This is a genomic window from Mycobacterium sp. KBS0706, from assembly GCF_005938675.2.
Taxonomy (GTDB): Bacteria; Pseudomonadota; Alphaproteobacteria; order DSM-16000; family Inquilinaceae; genus Inquilinus.
In genome coordinates this window covers 70,787-88,131 of record NZ_VCCH02000010.1, presented here as the reverse complement: position 1 = coordinate 88,131, position 17,345 = coordinate 70,787, and the positions used below count along the sequence as shown (strand labels likewise).

The 17,345-nt window shown below is 69.7% G+C and carries 13 protein-coding genes; 11 read left to right on the top strand and 2 right to left on the bottom strand.

The genetic code is table 11. The features are described from left to right. The first annotated feature begins 23 nt into the window (after nucleotides 1–23). The 7 genes from FFK22_RS07665 to FFK22_RS07635 all read left to right on the top strand — a co-directional run bounded on the left by FFK22_RS07665 (nucleotide 24) and on the right by FFK22_RS07635 (nucleotide 9,302). Entirely contained in the window at nucleotides 24–1,415 is a 1,392-nt protein-coding gene (locus FFK22_RS07665) for an APC family permease (protein WP_138888191.1), read from the top strand. 6 nt (nucleotides 1,416–1,421) lie between these two features. Next, nucleotides 1,422–2,105 carry a hypothetical protein gene (locus tag FFK22_RS07660; RefSeq protein WP_138888190.1) on the top strand — a complete coding sequence of 228 codons (684 nt, stop codon included), beginning with the start codon at nucleotides 1,422–1,424 and terminating at the stop codon, nucleotides 2,103–2,105. After that, the gene (locus FFK22_RS07655) at nucleotides 2,102–2,410 is read left to right on the top strand and encodes a hypothetical protein (RefSeq protein WP_138888189.1); all 309 of its coding nucleotides are present in this window, start codon (nucleotides 2,102–2,104) and stop codon (nucleotides 2,408–2,410) included. The genes FFK22_RS07660 and FFK22_RS07655 overlap by 4 nt, the downstream gene beginning before the upstream one ends. 119 nt (nucleotides 2,411–2,529) lie before the next feature. Then, entirely contained in the window at nucleotides 2,530–3,693 is a 1,164-nt protein-coding gene (locus FFK22_RS07650) for an acyl-CoA dehydrogenase family protein (protein WP_138888188.1), read from the top strand. Then, nucleotides 3,693–4,532 carry a MaoC family dehydratase N-terminal domain-containing protein gene (locus FFK22_RS07645; protein WP_138888187.1) on the top strand — a complete coding sequence of 280 codons (840 nt, stop codon included), beginning with the start codon at nucleotides 3,693–3,695 and terminating at the stop codon, nucleotides 4,530–4,532. Before FFK22_RS07650 ends, FFK22_RS07645 begins: the two co-directional genes overlap by 1 nt. 57 nt (nucleotides 4,533–4,589) lie before the next feature. Then, a complete protein-coding gene (locus tag FFK22_RS07640) occupies nucleotides 4,590–5,825 on the top strand; it encodes a DNA repair exonuclease (protein ID WP_138888186.1) in 1,236 nt (411 codons plus the stop codon). Between the two features lie 3 nt (nucleotides 5,826–5,828). Next, a complete protein-coding gene (locus FFK22_RS07635; protein WP_138888185.1) occupies nucleotides 5,829–9,302 on the top strand; it encodes a YhaN family protein in 3,474 nt (1,157 codons plus the stop codon). Nucleotides 9,303–9,340: 38 nt separating this feature from the next. On the opposite strand, the gene FFK22_RS07630 is transcribed toward FFK22_RS07635, so the two are convergent. Together FFK22_RS07630 and dgoD are read right to left on the bottom strand one after the other, a co-directional pair. Next, nucleotides 9,341–10,093: a FadR/GntR family transcriptional regulator gene (locus FFK22_RS07630; protein WP_138888184.1), complete on the bottom strand. Its 753-nt coding sequence runs from the start codon at nucleotides 10,091–10,093 to the stop codon at nucleotides 9,341–9,343. Nucleotide 10,094: 1 nt separating this feature from the next. Next, nucleotides 10,095–11,267: a galactonate dehydratase gene (dgoD, locus tag FFK22_RS07625; RefSeq protein WP_138888183.1), complete on the bottom strand. Its 1,173-nt coding sequence runs from the start codon at nucleotides 11,265–11,267 to the stop codon at nucleotides 10,095–10,097. A 196-nt stretch (nucleotides 11,268–11,463) separates the two neighbouring features. Between dgoD and FFK22_RS07620 the strand changes: the two genes are divergently transcribed. From FFK22_RS07620 to FFK22_RS07605, 4 genes are read left to right on the top strand one after another with little or no spacing between them, the layout of a single operon-like run. Beyond that, entirely contained in the window at nucleotides 11,464–12,390 is a 927-nt protein-coding gene (locus tag FFK22_RS07620) for a carbohydrate ABC transporter permease (protein ID WP_138888182.1), read from the top strand. Then, nucleotides 12,390–13,235 (top strand): carbohydrate ABC transporter permease, encoded by an 846-nt coding sequence (locus FFK22_RS07615; RefSeq protein ID WP_138888181.1) that lies wholly within the window; start codon nucleotides 12,390–12,392, stop codon nucleotides 13,233–13,235. Before FFK22_RS07620 ends, FFK22_RS07615 begins: the two co-directional genes overlap by 1 nt. A gap of 22 nt (nucleotides 13,236–13,257) precedes the next feature. Then, nucleotides 13,258–14,544, top strand: a complete 1,287-nt coding sequence (locus tag FFK22_RS07610) for a sugar ABC transporter substrate-binding protein (RefSeq protein ID WP_138888180.1) — start codon at nucleotides 13,258–13,260, stop codon at nucleotides 14,542–14,544. 40 nt (nucleotides 14,545–14,584) lie between these two features. Continuing rightward, nucleotides 14,585–17,287, top strand: a complete 2,703-nt coding sequence (locus FFK22_RS07605) for a glycoside hydrolase family 2 TIM barrel-domain containing protein (RefSeq protein ID WP_138888179.1) — start codon at nucleotides 14,585–14,587, stop codon at nucleotides 17,285–17,287. Nucleotides 17,288–17,345 lie beyond the last annotated feature (58 nt).

Below are 17,345 nucleotides of genomic sequence, written 5' to 3'. Positions count from 1 at the left end.
CGCCGCAGCCGAGGGGGATGCCGATGACCAGCGTGCCGGAGATCGCCGCCGACACCCGCACGATCAGCCTGCTGCGCGTGCTCGGCCCCGGCCATGTCTGGGCGCTGGGCGTCGGCATCGTGCTGGTCGGCGAGTTCATGGGCTGGAACTTCGCCGTCGGCAAGGGCGGCGCGGTCGGGGCGCTGATCGCCTGCTGGGTGATCGGCATCCTGTACACCTGCGTCGCCATGATCGATTCCGAGGTCACCTCGACCGTCGCGGCGGCCGGCGGGCAATACGCCCAGGCCAAGCACATCATCGGCCCGCTGATGGCGTTCAATGTCGGGCTGTATCTGGTGATGGCCTACACCATGCTGGAGGCGGGCGACGCGCTGGTGGTCGGCGACCTGCTGGCCAGCGTCGCCGCCCAGACCGGCCACGCTTTGCAGCGCGAGCCCTTCGTGCTGCTGACCGTCGCCGTCCTGGCCTGGCTGAACTATCGCGGCGTGTTCATGACCCTGACGGTGAACTTCGTCATCACCGCCGAGGCCTTCCTGTCGATCCTGGTGTTCTTCTTCGCCTCCGCCCCCTGGGCCCCCGGCGGCATGCTGCAGCACAAGGCCCTGCTGACCGACCTGCCCTATGGCTGGCTCGGGGTGCTGGCGGCGATGCATTTCGGCATCTGGTTCTATCTTGGCATCGAAGGCACCTGCCAGGCGGCCGAGGAGGTGCGATCGCCCGCCCGGTCCCTGCCCTACGGCACGATGAGCGGCATGATCACGCTGCTGATCGCCGCGACCCTGACCTGGTATGTCTGCACCGGCCTGCTGCCCTGGGAGTATCTCGGCCGGGCGATCACGCCGCTGTACGATGCGGCGCTGGTCACCGGCAACGCCTGGCTCGAGGTGATGCTGTTCGTCGGCACCCTGTTCGCCGCCGTCGCCTCGGCCAATGGCTGCATCAACGACGCTTCGCGCGCCTGGTTCTCGATGGGGCGCGACCGCTACCTGCCGTCCTGGTTCGGCGCGGTCCATCCGCGCTACCGCACGCCCTATCGCTCGATCCTGTTCCTGGTGCCGATCGCGGTCGCCTTCGCCTATGTCGTGCCGCTCGACCAGGTCGTCACCTTCTCGATCCTGTCCGGGCTGCTCGGCTACACCTTCATGCCGGTCAACATGATCCTGTTCCGGAAGAAGTGGCCGCTGGGCAGCATCAACCGCGGCTACATCCACCCGTTCCACCCGCTGCCGGCCCTGCTGCTGCTGGCGCTGTGCGCCATGACCTATGTCGCGATCTTCCTCGGCTACGGCACGCAGCTGGCGGCGATGCTGGTGTTCTACATCGTCGCCTCGGCCTGGTTCGCCTTCCACCGCTACAAATTTGTCCGCCGCGGCGACCAGTTCACCATGCCCTGGCCGCGGCCGAAGGGCTATTGACGGCCGATGGGCGTCATCCCCCTTGCCGTCGTCGTCCTCGGGCTGCTGGCGCTCGGGCTGGTCTGGCGGCGCGACCAGATCGCGGCCCGAAGGCGGCGCGACGGCTTCCTCGACGGCTGCCGGCCGCTGTTCGAAGGCGGCACCCTGACCCGCGGCGGCACCGCCTATCCGACGCTGCGGGGCCGGCATCGCGGCCGGACGGTGACCCTGCTGCCCTTCGTCGAGGCACTGACGCCGCGCAAGCTGCCGTCGCTGTGGCTGGCGATGCGGCTGGACGGGCCGACCGGCGCCCGTGGCACGCTCGACGTGCTGATGCGGCCGCTCGGGGTCGAGTTCTATTCGCCCTCCGCCGGTCTGCCGCACCGGATCGACCCGCCGCCGGGCTGGCCCGACGGCGCCATCGTCAAATGCGACGATCCGGAGGCGCTGCCGGACGGCCCGGCCCTGGAGGCGATCGGGGACCTGCTGCGCGATCCCCGCCTCAAGGAGGTGCTGGTCACCCCGGCCTTCCTGCGCCTGGTGTGGCAGGCGGATGAGGGCGACCGCGGCGGCTATCTGCTGTTCCGCCAGGCCCGCTTCGCCGCCGACCGCCTCGACCCGCGCCGGCTCGAGGGCTGGCTGGACCGGCTGCACGCGCTGGACGAGGCGCTACGGCCGGAGGCGCCGGTACGGGCGGCGCTGCGGGCATGAGGCGGCCAGGCGAATACCGCGACCCGGCTGCCGCCGAGGCGCTGCCGCATCCCTGGCTGGTGCTCGCGGTCGCCGCCGTGCTGCCGGGCGTCGGCCATCTGCTGCTGCGGATGCCGCAGCGGGCGCTGACTTTCGCCTTCTTCGTGCTGGTGTTCGGCTGGATCAGCCTGCATCTGGCACCGCCGGCGGCCTCGCCGGTCGGGCGCGTCGCCGGCGGCCTGTTCGTGCAGTCGCTGGCGATGCTCGACGCCTATCGCTGGGCCCGGCTGCGCTGGGAGGCGCGGCGGATCGCCCCGGTCGCCTAGCCCGGCCCGGGAGAGCCGGTCCTTCGCTCCACCGACCGAGCAGATCGCTTCCTGCTTCGCGACCCGATGCGGCATCATCCGTCGACCAAGCCGGACCCCGCAGGCCGAGGATCCCAGGAATGCACACGACCACCGGCGGCGACCACCAGGACATCCGCGACGCCGTGAGGGCGCTCTGTTCGGAGTTCCCACCCGAATACCACCGCGAGGTCGACCAGGCGCGGGGCTATCCCGAGGCCTTCGTCGACGCTCTGACCAGGGCCGGCTGGCTGGCGGCACTGATCCCCGAAGAATATGGCGGCTCCGGCCTCGGCCTGACCGAGGCGTCGATCATCATGGAGGAGATCAACCGGGCGGGCGGCAATTCCGGCGCCTGCCACGGCCAGATGTACAATATGGGCACGCTGGTCCGGCACGGGTCGGAAGAGCAGAAGCGGCTCTACCTGCCGAGGATCGCCAGCGGCGAGCTGCGGCTGCAGTCGATGGGCGTGACCGAGCCCACCACCGGCACCGACACGACGAAGATCATGACCACGGCGGTGCGGCAGGGCGACCGCTACGTCGTCAACGGCCAGAAGGTGTGGATCTCGCGCATCCAGCATTCGGACCTGATGATCCTGCTGGCCCGCACCACGCCGCTGGATCAGGTGAAGACGAAGTCCGAGGGGCTGTCGATCTTCCTGGTCGATCTGCGCGAGGCGGTCGGCAAGGGCATGGCCGTCCGCCCCATCCCCAACATGGTCAACCACGAGACCAACGAGCTGTTCTTCGACAAGCTGGAGATCCCGGCGGAGACCCTGATCGGCGAGGAGGGCCAGGGCTTCAAATACATTCTCACCGGACTGAACGCCGAACGCACGCTGATCGCCGCCGAATGCATCGGCGACGGCTACTGGTTCATCGACAAGGTCACCGCCTATGCCAAGGAGCGCGTGGTGTTCGGCCGGCCGATCGGCCAGAACCAGGGGGTGCAGTTCCCGATCGCCGAAAGCTTCATCGAGGTCGAGGCGGCCAATCTGATGCGCTTCGAGGCCTGCCGCCTCTACGACGCCCAGCAGCCCTGCGGCGCCCAGGCAAACATGGCGAAGTATCTGGCGGCCAAGGCGTCCTGGGAGGCGGCGAATGCCTGCATCCAGTTCCATGGCGGCTTCGGCTTCGCCTGCGAATACGACGTCGAGCGCAAGTTCCGCGAGACCCGGCTGTACCAGGTGGCGCCGATCTCGACCAACCTGATCCTGAGCTATGTCGCCGAGCATGTGCTCGGCCTGCCGAGGTCGTTCTGATGGCCACCCTCGACATCGATCACCTGCGCTCCTGGATCGGACGCGAGGAAGTGGCGGAGGACATCGTCACCGCCGATCTCGTCCGCAAGTTCAAGGCGACGCTCGATCTCCCCGGCGGTCCGCAGCAGGCCGGAGAGGCCGCGCCGCGCCTGCTCCACTTCTGCCTGGCCCAGCCGGCCGCGCCGACGGCGGCGCTCGGCCCGGACGGCCATCCGCAGCGCGGCGGCTTCCTGCCGCCGGTGCCGCTGCCGCGGCGGATGTGGGCCGGCGGCAGCGTGACCTTCCACGGCGACCTGCGGGTCGGCGATGCCGTGCGGCGCGTCTCCCGCATCGCCGATGTCGTGGCCAAGGAGGGCCGCACCGGGCCGCTGTGCTTCGTCACCGTCGACCACACCATCGAGGGGAAGGGCCGGCCGCTGCTGCAGGAACGGCAGGACATCGTCTATCGCGGTCTCGACGGCGGCGCGGCGAAGGCCCCCGCCGCGGCCGAATCCGGCCGCCACCAGCGCCGCATCGATGCCTCCGCGCCCCTGCTGTTCCGCTACTCCGCCCTGACCTTCAACGGCCACCGCATCCATTACGACCGCCGCTACGTCACCGAAGTCGAAGGCTATCCCGGCCTGATCGTGCACGGGCCGCTGCAGGCAACGCTGCTGCTCCATTTCGCGGCCGGGATCCGCGGCACGCCGCCGGCGCGGTTCGCCTTCCGCAGCCTGTCGCCGCTGTTCGACGGCGACCCGATGATCCTGCACGCCACGGAAGACGGCGACGGGCTGGCCCTGTGGACGGCCCGGGAGAACGGCCCGGTGGCGATGATGGCGGAGGCCGGCTGGGCATGATGGCGCGGCCGGCGCGATGCCGTTGAAGGCGGCCGGGCGGGCCCGTAGGGTGGACCAATGCGATTCACGTTCCTGCATGCAGCCGACCTGCATCTCGGCAGTCCGCTGACGGGCCTCGGCCTCAAGGATCCGGAGGTGGCCCGGCGCTTCGCCTCGGCCAGCCGCGAGGCGTTCTCCGACCTGGTCACCCGGGCGATCGAGGCGAAGGTCGCCTTCGTCGTCGTCGCTGGCGACGTCTATGACGGCGAGTGGCGCGATACGTCGATCGGCCTGTTCTTCAACCGCGAGGTGGCGCGGCTCGACCGGGCCGGCATTCCGCTGTTCCTGCTGAAAGGCAACCACGACGCCGAGAGCGTCGTGACCAAGACCATCTCGCTCCCCGACTGCGTCTCGGAGTTCCCGACCGGCCGCCCCGGGACGTTCAGGATCGAGAGCCTGAAGGTCGCCCTGCACGGCCGCGGCTTCCCCGACCGCGCCGTTCCCGAGAACTACGCGCTGGGCTACCCCGCACCGCTGCCCGGCTGGGTCAATATCGGCGTGCTGCACACCTCCTGCGACGGCCGGCCGGGCCATGCGGACTATGCCCCCTGCACCGTCGCGGACCTGGCGTCGCGCGGCTACCAGTACTGGGCGCTGGGCCATGTCCATGAATATGAGGAGCTGTCGCGGGATCCCTGGATCGTCTATCCGGGCAACCTGCAGGGGCGCAGCATCCGGGAATGCGGCCCGAAGGGCGCGATCCTGGTCGATGTCGCCGACGGCCATGTCGTCGGGACCACGCGCCTTGCCCTCGACCGGGCCCGCTGGGCGGTCGCCGCCATCGACCTGACCGGCATCGAGGATGAGGCCGGCGCCCTGCGACGCATCGAGGACGCCATCGCGCCGGAGGCCGCGGCGGCCAAGGGGCGGCTGCTGGCCCTGCGCGTCCGGCTGACCGGCAGCACGCCACTGCACCGCCAGCTGACCGCCGATCCGGGGCGGATGGCCGACGAGGTCCAGGCCGCCGCCAACCGGATCCATGAGGACATCTGGCTCGAACGCCTGCGGATCGGGACGGCGGATCCCCACCCCGCGGCCGACGACGCCCTGGCCTCGCTCGACCTCTCCGCCCTGCTCGACGGCCTGGAGCAGGATCCGCAGTTCCAGGCGCGGGCGGCCGAGCTGGTCGCCACCGTCACCGGCAAGCTGCCGGGCGGACTCGCGAGCGACGGGCCGCCGCTCGCCGCGGATCTGGGCGCGTTGCTGGACGAGGCCCGGGCGATGCTGGTCGCCCGCGCGACAGCCCTGCGCTGACCGATGCGCCTGCTGCGACTGGACCTCGACCGCTACGGCCCCTTCACCGGCCGGACGCTAAGCTTCCGGCCGGAGGCGAGGCTGCACGTCGTGCACGGGCCGAACGAGGCGGGCAAGAGCTGCGCCCTGGCCGCCATCACCGACCTGCTGTTCGGCATCGAGCGGACGACCCGCTACGACTTCCTGCACGAGGGCAAGGAGCTGCGGATCGGCGCCGAGATCATCGCCCGGGATGGCGGCCGGCTCGCCTTCCGCCGGCGCAAGGGCAACAAGAACACCCTGCTCGGGCCCGACGACAGCCCGATCGCCGACGACGCCCTGCTGCCCTATCTCGGCAGCCTGACGCGCGACGTGTTCTGCCGCGCCTTCGGGCTGAACGCCGAGACCTTGCGCCGTGGCGCCGAGGACATGCTCCGCAGCGACGGCGAGGCCGGCGCCAGCCTGTTCGCCGCGGCCTCCGGCCTGCGGGGCTTGAGCGACCTGCGGCGCAGCCTGGAGGACGAGGCGAACGGCATCTTCGCCCCCCGCGCGTCGAAAGACCGACGCTTCTACCAGGCGCTCGATCGCTTCGAGGACGCGCGCAAGGCGATCCGCGAGCGCGAGCTGAGGGCCGGCGACTGGAAGGCGCTCAACGAGTCGATCGGCGGCCTCGCCGCCCGCCTCGCCGAGATCAAGGCGCAGCGGGCCGACATCGCCGCGGCGCGATCGCAGCTGCTGCGGCTGAAACGGGTCGGCCCGCTGATGCGGCTGCTCGACGAGCATCTCCTCCGGCTCGACGCCTTCGCCGACCTGCCGCTTCTGTCTCGCGGCGCCGCCGACGCGCTGCGCGACAGCCTCGACGCCGTCACCCAGGCCGAGGACAGGCTGCGGCGGGCGCAGGCGGACCAGGCCACGGCGCAACAGGACCTCGACGGCATCGTCGTGGATCAGGCGCTGACCGGTGCCGCCGACCAGGTCGTGCAGATCTTCGGCGAGAGCGGCGGCCATGCCGCAAGCCGGCGCGACCTGCCCCGCATCCAGGCGGAGCTCGACGATCTGGAGCAGACCCTGGCCGCCCTGGCCGGCCGGCTCGGCCAGGAGCCCGGGGCGGTCGAGACAGTCCAGCCCACCGACGCGGCACAGGCGCAGCTGCAGCGCCTGATCGCCGACGGCCGAGCCTTGGCGGAGACCCGGCGCGGGCAGCACGCCGCGATCGAGCGCGAGACGGCGACCCTCGTCGAGCTCGAGCGCCAGCAGGCCGAGCAGGGCGGCCTCAGCGATCCGCGGCCGTTGCAGCAGCGGCTCGGCGCGATCGAGCCCGTCCTGCAGCAGCTCGACCGCCGGGCCGAGCTCGACCGGGAGATCCGGACCGAGCGCCGGAGCCTGGCCGAGGCCGCGGCCCGGCTGCTGCCGCCGGTGACGGATCTCGATGCCGCCGCCTCCGCGCCCCGTCCCGGGGCGGAGGCCATCGGACGGCATCGCAGCCTCCAGGACGAGCTGGCCGCGCAGGAGCGGCGCGAACGGGATCAGATCGCCGCGGCGGCGGCCACCGCCACCTCCATCGAAACGAAGCTCGAGGCCCTTTCAACCAGCCGGCCGGTGCCGTCGGTTGAGCGCATCGCGGCCCTTCGCCTGGACCGTGACCGGGAGTGGGAGCAATTGCGAGGCACCCTGTTCGGAGAATCCGGTGCTCCGCATGGCGGCGCGCTGGCGAGCACCGTCGCCCGGTTCGAACGCCTGGCGGCCGAGGCCGACCAGCTGGCGGATGAGGCGCAGGCCGATGCGGCGCGTGTCGGCGAGCACGCGGTCGAGACCCGGAACCTGGTCCTGGCCCGGCAGCAGGCCGCGGCGGCGCAGGATCGCCTGGCGGTCCTGGAGACGCGCCGGCGCGAGGCGGCGGCGGACTGGCAGGGCCTGTGGACGGGCCTTGCGGTCACGCCCGGCACGCCGGCCGAGATGACCGGCTGGCTGACCGCGGTGGAGGCCTTGCTGCAGCGCCGCGACGCCGTCGAAGCCCAGCGCGACCGGGTGGCGGCCATCGACCGGATGGTGCGCGACGTGGTCCCCACCCTGCAGGCGATTGCTGCGGAATCCGGCCTGCCCGCGCTCGACCCGCTGGAGCCGGGGCTGGTCGCGAACCGCCTCCGCCAGCACCTCGCGGAGCTGGCGAATGGCTGGGACAAGGCCCGTGGCCTGGCGGCGCGCATCGATGACGGCCGGCGCCGCGTCGAAGCGCTTCGCGCCGCCGAGGTCGAGACCGCCGCCGGCCTCGAGGCCTGGACCGCCCTCTGGGCCGAGGCGACGCCGGGCATCGGCCAGGCGCTGTCGACATCGATCGATGGGGCGGAGGCGGCCCTGGCCGTCTGGCGCGAAGTGCCCGCAGCCCTGCGGGAACGCGACAATCGCGCCCGGCGCGTCGCCGGCCTGCATCGCGACATCGCAACCTTCGAAGCGCGCGCCGGCGACCTGATCTCCCGCCTGGCGCCCGATCTCGCCGCCCTGCCGGCGGATGCCGCGGTGACCATCCTGCACGAGCGGGTCGCGGCGGCGCGGGACGCGGCCAGCCGACGCGCCGCTGCGATCGAGCACCTGGCGCGGACGGATCGCGCCGGCGTCGACGCCCGGCGCGCCCTGGCCGAGGCGGAGCGGACCCGGGACGAGCTCGCCGCCGAGCTGCCGCCGGGTCTCGATCTCGGCCTCGTGCTTGCCCGGTGGACAGAACGGGACGGCCTGGCGGCTGCGATCGCCGATCAGCGGACGCAGCTGGTGCTGCAATCGGATGGGTTGGACGAGGCGTCGCTGCGGACCGCCCTGGCCGCGTTCGACGCCGATACCGCCGAGGCCCGCCTGCAGGGTCTCGCCCAGGAGGATGAGGGCCTGGACCATGCCGCCCAGGAGACCTTCGCCGAGCAGGACCGGGCCCTGCGCCGCCGCGCCGAGCTGGAACAGGGTGTCGGCGCCGAAGTCGCGGCACAGCAGCGGCGGAATGCGGAAGCCGAGCTGGTCGAGACGGCTCGCGAATGGGCGGTGCGCAAGATCGGAGCGCTGATGATCGGGGCGGCGGTCGAGCGCCATCGGGCCAGCCAGGAGGATCCGCTGCTGGCCCGGGCCGGGGGCCTGTTCGCGATGCTGACCGGCGGCGCCTATGACGGCGTGGTCCAGGAGTTCGACGACGGCGACACGCCGCGCCTGGTCGGACACCGTCCGGACGGCCGGACAATTCCGATCGAGGGCATGAGCGAGGGCACCCGAGACCAGCTGTACCTCGCGCTGCGCCTGGCCTATCTCGATGCCTATGCCGACCGGGCGGAGCCGGCGCCGTTCGTTGTCGACGACATCTTCGCCAGCTTCGACGAGGCGCGGACGGCGCACGGCCTGAAGGCATTGGCGGCGATTGCCGACCGGGTGCAGATGGTGGTGTTCACCCACCACCAGCACGTGGCGGATGCGGCCGCCCGGGAGCTCGGCGACGAGACGGCCGTGATCTCGCTCGGCTGACCGCCGGCCCGGAGCCGGGGTCCGATTGCCAGCCTCTCTCAACCGTCCATGAAGAGGGCGAGGTCGAGGGCGGCGATGTCGAGGAGGCGGGACATCGAGGAATGAGCGCCTTCGGGATCGCGCAGGCGGATGCGTTCAACCACCTCGCGATGAAACGGCAGCGAGTCGGCCGGGGAGCGTGCCTGCCCCGTCGAGATGCGGAAGGAATAGGCGAGGGCGGCGCTGATCGTCGTCCACATCTGCTGGAAGATCAGATTGTGGCTGGCCCGGAGGAGGCCGCGATGGAAATCGACATCGGCTTCGTTGAAGGCGACGAGGTCCTCGGGCGTCCGTTCCATGCGTTCATAGGCGGCTTCCAGCTCCGCGACATCCCTGGCCGAGGCGCGGAGCGCGGCGAAGCGGGCCGCGGCGGGCTCGATCACGCGGCGGGCCTCGAGCAGGCTGCGGACGAATTCCGGGCTGGGCGGGCAAGCCATCGACCATTCCAGCATGTCCGGGTCGAGCAGGCTCCAATCCTCGATCTCGCGCACCAGCGTGCCCACCCGGGGACGCGTGCGGACGAGCCCTTTGGCGGAGAGGACGCGGATCGCCTCGCGGAGCGCGCTCCGGCTGATCTTCAGGGATTCGCAGAGCTCGGTTTCGGAGGGCAGCAGCGAACCGGGCTTGAACTCGCCCGACAGGATGCGGATCGCGATCGCGCGCACCACCTGGCCGTGGATGCGGGGCTTCGAGAGCGTCCGCCCTCCCGCTCCGGCGCCGATCGCCACCCTGTCCTCGAGGCGTTGCGCCATCTCACCAATCCACGATCGTGCCGTCGCCGAGGACGGCGTGCTGCGTGTGGATCACCTCCTGCGCGAAGGGATGGCGTGCGCATTCGGCTTCATCGACCTCGATCCCCAGGCCGGGCCCGTCCGGCACCTGCCAGAACCCGTCGATCATCCGGATCGGGCCCTGCACGACATCGAAATACCAGGGCACGGCGCCGACCATCTCCTCCTGGATCACATGGTTCGGCGTCGACACGGCGAAATGCAGCGCCGCGACGCCGGCGATCGGCCCCAGCGGATTGTGCGGCGCGACGCCGATCCCGAACGTCTCGGCGATCGCCGCGATCTTCTTGCCTTCGAGCAGGCCGCCGCAATGGCAGATGTCCGGCTGGATCACGCTCACCGCCCGGCTGGTGACCAGGTCGGTGAATTCGGTGCGCTCGACCAGGCGCTCGCCGGTCGCGATCGGCACCGAGGTCCGGGCGGCTATGGCCGCGAGGCCGGTCGTGTCGCCGGGCGGCAAGGGTTCCTCGACGAACATCGGCCGGCCCGGCGTGAGCGCGTCGACATAGGCGAGCGCCGCGCCGACCGAGGCCGGGCGGCCGTGGAAGTCGACCATGATCTCGACCTCCGGCCCGACGGCGGACCGCAGCGCATCCATCAGGCGCGCCACCTTGTCGATCTCCGGCAGCGGCGCATGGAAATGCGTGTAGGGGATGAAGACCGCCTTGAAGGCCCGATAGCCGCCCTCGACCACGGCGCAGGCGCGCTCGACCAGCGGATCGACCTCCAGCGTCTCATAGACGGCGCGCATATCGCCGAGGCCGAGATGGGTGTAGACGCCGACCTTGTCGCGCACCTTGCCGCCGAGGAGGCGCCAGACCGGCACGCCGAGCTCCTTGCCCAGGATGTCCCACAGCGCGATTTCGATCCCCGAGATCGCGCTCATCGCCACCGCGCCGAGCCGCCAGAAGGACTGCTTCTTCATGGCGCGCACCGCCTGCTCGATGTCGCGCGGATCGCGGCCGACGATCAGCGGCGCCAGATCCTCGATCGCGCCGACCACCGCCCGGGTCTTCCATTCGAGCGTCGCCTCGCCCCAGCCATGGAGACCCGGCTGGTCGGTCTCCACCTTCACGAAAACCCAGTTCCGCATCTCGGCATTGACGATGCGCGTCCGGATGGCGGTGATCTTCACGAAGGCTCCTTCGCTCTTGTCTGATTTATTATCGGCATGAAAATTCTATGCGCAAGCGTCAAACCGGTGGTGAAAGCCCGGATTAATGGTCCATCGCCCATCATAGCCTGCGCTGAGAGATCGATCCAGGGGTTGACCGCCGATCAAATATCGGATGTTTAATAGGCAACGATCCGATAAAAGGAGGACAGGGAGGATGCGGCCTGGCAGCGCCTCAGCGCTTCCGTTGTCCGGCGGCTGGTCCAAGCGGGATCGCGCCTTCTATGCGACCGTGGCGCCGTTCTTCGTCATTTTCGCCGTCTTCAGCCTCTTCCCGGTCCTGTTCTCGCTCTATCTCGGCTTCAATCGCTGGGACGGCTTCGGCCGGCCGGAATTCGTCGGCCTCGACAACTACCTGCGCGCCCTCGACGACCCGGTGTTCCGCAAGGCGATCTGGAACACCTTCGTCGTCTGGATCGCCTCGGCGGCGGCCACCGTGGCGCTGGCCTTCGCGCTTGCCGTCCTGGTCAACGAGTACGTTGTGGTCGGCCGGCAGTATTTCCGGATCGTCTTCCTGTTTCCGCTCCTGGTCGCGCCGGCGGTCTCGGCCGTCATTCTCCGGGTCATGTTCTCGTCGAATGGCGGCATCGTGAACACGGTGATCGGCGCGATCGCGGGCGAGCCCTTCTACTTCGACTGGCTCGGCTCGGAAGCGTGGATCAAGCCGCTCGTCGTCCTGCTGGTCGTCTGGCGCTGGACCGGCTGGCATTTCATCATCTTCCTGTCCGGCCTGCAGTCGATCTCGCGCGACCTCCACGAGGCGGCCCGGATCGACGGCGCCAGCCGGGTGCAGATCTTCCTGCATGTGACCGTGCCGTTGATGCTGCCGACGCTCGCCTTCTCGATCACGAACGCGACGCTCGGCGGGCTGCAGATCTTCGACGAGCCCTTCGTGCTCACCGCGGGCACCGGCGGCACCGACAACGCCACGACGACGCTCGGCATGTATCTCTATGCGACCGCCTTCACCAATTTCGACTTCGGCCTCGGCTCGGCGGTGTCCTGGTACATCTTCACCGCGATCACGCTCCTGACGATCCTCTATCATCGCCTGCTCGGGCGGATGTCGGCGGGGACCGCGTGATGGCGGGCTTCCTCGCCCGGCACGAGCGGCGCGCCAATATCCTGGTCACCATCGGGCTCGGGATCTTCTCCCTCGTCTTCGTCCTGCCGCTGTACTGGACCGCCGTGATGGCGACGCGGCGGCTGGAGGAGGTCTTCCAGTTCCCGCCGCCGGTGTTTTTCGGCGATGCCGTCTTCGACAACTTCGCCCGCATCCAGGCGGTCTACGAGCCGCTGGCGCCGCTGGTGAACAGCCTGATCGTCGCCGTGCCGAAGACGGCCGGCCTGGTCCTGGTCAGCGCGCTCGCCGGCTACGGCTTCGCGCGCTATCGCCGGGCGAAGGGCCATCAGCTGCTGCTGCTCCTCGCCTTCGCGACGCTGTTCTTCCCGCCGTCGCTGGCGCTGATCCCGTTCTTCCTCGAGATGAACTGGTTCGGCTGGCTCGACAGCTTCTGGCCGCTGATCGTGCCGGCACTGGCCTCGGGCTTCGGCGTGATCTGGATGTACACCTACATCTCCGGCACGGTGCCGCATGAGCTGTACGAGGCGGCGGAGGTCGATGGCGCCGGCGCCTTCCCGGTGTTCTTCCGGATCGTGCTGCCGATCATCCGGCCCGGCCTCGCGGCACTCGGCGTCTGGACGCTGATCAGCACCTGGAACGACTTCCAGCTGCCGCTCGTCATCCTGACCGACCAGACGAAGTTCACGGTGCCGCTGGCGCTGACCTCGCTGAACTCGATCTATTTCGCCGATCTGCCGGCGGTGATGCTGGCCACCATGATCGGCCTCGTGCCGGTCTTCATGCTCTTCGCCTTCCTGAGCCGCCAGTTCATCAGCGGCCTGACCGGGGGCGCCGTGAAGTCATGACCGATCGAAGGGAGGATCCGAAATGACAAGACGCTGGACCATCATGGCGGCGGCGCTCGCCCTCGCCGCGAGCCTTCAGGCCGCGTCGGCACAGGATGCGCCGAACACGGAAATCTCGGGCGCCGTCAGCCTGTGGACCTGGCCGCACAACGACCGGACGCTGACGTCGCTGCTGCCGGAGTTCAACAAGGCCTATCCGAACATCAAGGTCCGGATCCAGGGCTTCCCGTCCGGCAACAACGCCTATCTGAACAAGTTGCTCTCGGCCCTTCTCGCCGGCACCGGGCCGGACATCGCGATGGTCGAGATCAACAATGTCGCGCAGCTGAGCGACAAGCAGCAATTCGCCGATCTCTCGAAGCCGCCCTTCAACGCCGGTGCGCTCAAGGCCGAATTCGCGCCCTTCGCCTGGTCCAAGATCGAGGATCCGGCGACCGGCCGCATCTTCGCGCTGCCGAAGCACACGGGTCCGGGCGGGGTCTTCTACCGGCGCGATCTCTTCGCGGCGGCCGGCCTCCCCGGCGATCCGCAGGCGCTCGCGGCGACGCTCAAGGACTGGGATGCCTTCATCGAGGCCGGCAAGAAGATCGCGAAGCCGAACGAGCGCTGGATGGTGGGGACGGGCAACGAGCTGGTCCGCGCCTATATCGCGCAGCACGGCGTCTCCTATTTCGACAAGGACGGCGGATTGCAGGTCGGCGGCCCGGTCTTCAGGCAGGCCTTCGAGCTGGTTGCGAAAGCCCGCGATGCCGGCCTGATCTCGCCCTTCGCCATGTGGACGCCGGAATGGCAGGGCGCCTTCGCCCGCGGCCAGATCGCGACCATTGTCGTCGGCAACTGGTTCGGCGGGCTGCTGAAGAGTGCCTATGCGCCGGGAGATGCCGGCAAATGGGGCGTCGTGCCGGCGCCGGCCGCGGAGAACGGTGTCTCGGCCTTCAACTGGGGCGGCGACTTCCTGGGCGTGCTGGAGACGAGCAAGAACAAGGACGCGGCCTGGGCGCTGGTCAAATGGATCGCCATGAACGACACCAGCCTGAAGCTGCAATATGAGAAGGGCGATCTCTACCCCGCCTATATGCAGGCTGGGACGGCACCCTGGATCAATTTCCAGGACCCCTACTATGACGGCCAGAACGCCAACGAGATCTTCGCCAAGGTGCAGGCCGAGATGGTGCCGCAGACCACCAACCCGCTCGATGCCATCGCCTCCCAGGCGGTGGAGACCGCGGTGAATGCCGTGGTGACCAGCGGCAAGCCGATCGACGCGGCCCTCGCGCAGGCCGAGGCCGAGATCAAGGCAAAAATGTGAGGTCGGCCCGGCTCCTGTTTCTTGATCATCCGGAGTGACGATGCTGTTCGAAACATCCCTCGCCGGGACCTGGTCCTTCGCGCTCGATCCCGATCATCGCGGCCTGAAGGAGGCGTGGTTCGACCGCGATCTCGGCGACACGATCGCCCTCCCCGGCAGCGTCGACGAGGCCCGGAAGGCGCCGGCCAATCCGGAAGCCACCATGGCGCATCTCTCGCGCCGCCACCCCTATGTCGGCCGCGCCTGGTATGGCCGGTCCTTCGAGGTCGCGACGGAAGGGCTGTATCACCAGCTCGTGCTGGAGCGGCCGCATGGCGAGGTGACGGCCTGGCTCGACGGCGTGAAGATCGGCCGCGACCGCAGCCTTTCGACCGAGCACCGCTTCCTGCTCGGCAGGCTCGCGGCCGGCCCGCATCGCCTCGTCCTGATGATCGACAATGCGCGGATCGAGGCCGTCGGCGAGGCGATCAGGCATACGGGCGTCGATGATGTCGCCCATTCCAACACCGACCACACCCAGACCAACTGGAACGGCGTCGTCGGCTCGCTGCGGATCGAGGCCTCGGCCGGCGCGATCGGCCGCGTCGCCATTCATGCCCCGACGCGCCAGGCGCGGATCGACATCGAGCTCGACGCGTTCGACACCGACATCCACCACCCGACCTTCTGGAGCGGGGAGGCCGAGGACCGGCTGACCCTGCGGTTCCATCTCGCCGGCATCGCCGAGCCGCTGGTCGTCGAGCAGCCGGTCACGATCCGCAGCGGCTTCACGCCGATCTCGATGTCCGTCGATCTGCCGGACGCAGCGGGCCTTTGGGACGAGTTCTCGCCGACCGTGCACCGGCTCGATGTCGAATGGTCACGGAACGGCGCCCCGGTCGACCGGCGCGAGGCCAGCTTCGGCATCCGCGCCTTCACCCGCGACGGCCGGCGCCTGCGCCTGAACGGCCGCGCCGTCTTCCTGCGCGGCACGCTCGATTGCTGCATCTTCCCGCTCACCGGCTATCCGCCCTGCGATGTCGACGGCTGGCGCAAGGTCTATTCGACCGTGCAGGCCTATGGCCTCAACCACGTGCGCTTCCATTCCTACTGCCCACCCGAAGCGGCCTTCGTCGCGGCCGACGAGATGGGCGTGCTGCTCCATGTCGAGACACCGGTCTGGGCCGTGCTCGGCTCCGACCCCAATCTCGATCGCTTCATTCATGAGGAATCCGAGCGGATCATCCGCGCCTATGGCAACCACCCCTCCTTCGTGATGATGGCGGTCGGCAACGAGCCGCACGGCCCGGGGCTGCATGCCTTCCTGTCGCGCTGGGTCGCGCATTGGAGCGAAGCCGATCCGCGCCGGCTCTACACGGGCTGCTCCGGCTGGCCGACGATCGCGGAGGCCGATTTCGTTTCGAAGCCGGAGCCGCGATCGCAGCGCTGGGGCGAGGGCCTCGCCGGGCGGCTCAACGCGCATGCGCTGGAGACGAATACCGACTGGAGCGCCTATCGCGATGCGGTCGACATGCCGCTGGTGACGCATGAGATGGGGCAATGGTGCGTCTTCCCGGACCTCGATGAGATCGAGAAGTATCGAGGCGTGGTCGAGGCGCGGAACTTCATCCGGGTCCGCGACGGCCTTGCCGGGAAGGACATGCTGGGCCTCGCCAGGGATTTCATGATGGCGAGCGGCAGCCTGCAGACGAAGCTGTACAAGGAAGATATCGAGAGCGCGCTGCGGACCAAGGATTTCGCCGGCATCCAATTGCTCGGCCTGCAGGATTTCCCGGGCCAGGGCACGGCGCTGGTCGGCGTCGTCGACGCCTTCTGGGACGAGAAGCCCTATGTCTCGCCCGCAGCGTTCCGCGAGTTCTGCGCCCCCGTCGTGCCCCTGGTCAGGAGCGGGCGCTTCGTCGTGACTCGCGGCGAGCCGATCCTGGCGGCTGTCGAGATGGCACAGTTCGGGCCGGCGGACATCGAGGGTGGCGTGCTGCGCTGGTCCCTCGCCGACGACCATGGCAAGGCCGTCGCCCAGGGCGAGATCCAGGCCCCAAGGCTCGCAACCGGGGACCTTCACCGGCTCGGCGATCTCAGGATCGAGACCGACGCTCTCGCCCAGGGCCGTTACGAGCTCCTGCTCGAGCTCGCCGGAACCGGATACCGCAACCGCTGGGGCTATTGGGTCTTCGAGACGGCTGGGCATGCGGCCCCGCTCGACATCGTGTCGGATCTGGATGAGGCGATCCTCCGCCGGATCGAGGCTGGCGAGACCATCGTCTGGTCGCCCGATCCGAAGGCGATCCGGCAGGACAGCATCCTCGGCTTCACGACCGTGTTCTGGAACACGCTGTGGACCCGGCGCCAGCCGCCGCACACACTCGGCCTCCTGATCGATCGGGACCATCCGATCTTCAGCGCGTTCCCGAGCGGCCGCACGTCCGATTGGCATTGGTGGGAGCTGGTTCATGGCCGCGCGGCGCTCGATCTGGGCGGGCTTGGCCTGTCGCCGATCGTCCGCGTCGTCGACGACTGGAATTCGAACCGAGACCTCGCGCTTCTGGCGGAATGCCGGATCGGGCGCGGCCGACTCGTCATCAGCGGCATCGACCTTGCGGGCGATCTCGACCGGCGGCCGGTCGCGTCAGCCCTCCGACATGCCCTCGCCCGCCATCTGGCCGGCAGCCCGCAGGAGCGGCAGCCTACCGCCCTGGATCGAGACACCGTGCTGGATTGGGCGGCCGCGGTGAGGACGCGCTGATGCAGCGCGGCTCCGGATCGGGTCGATGGCGGGTGTTCGATGGCCGCTCTCGAGGTCG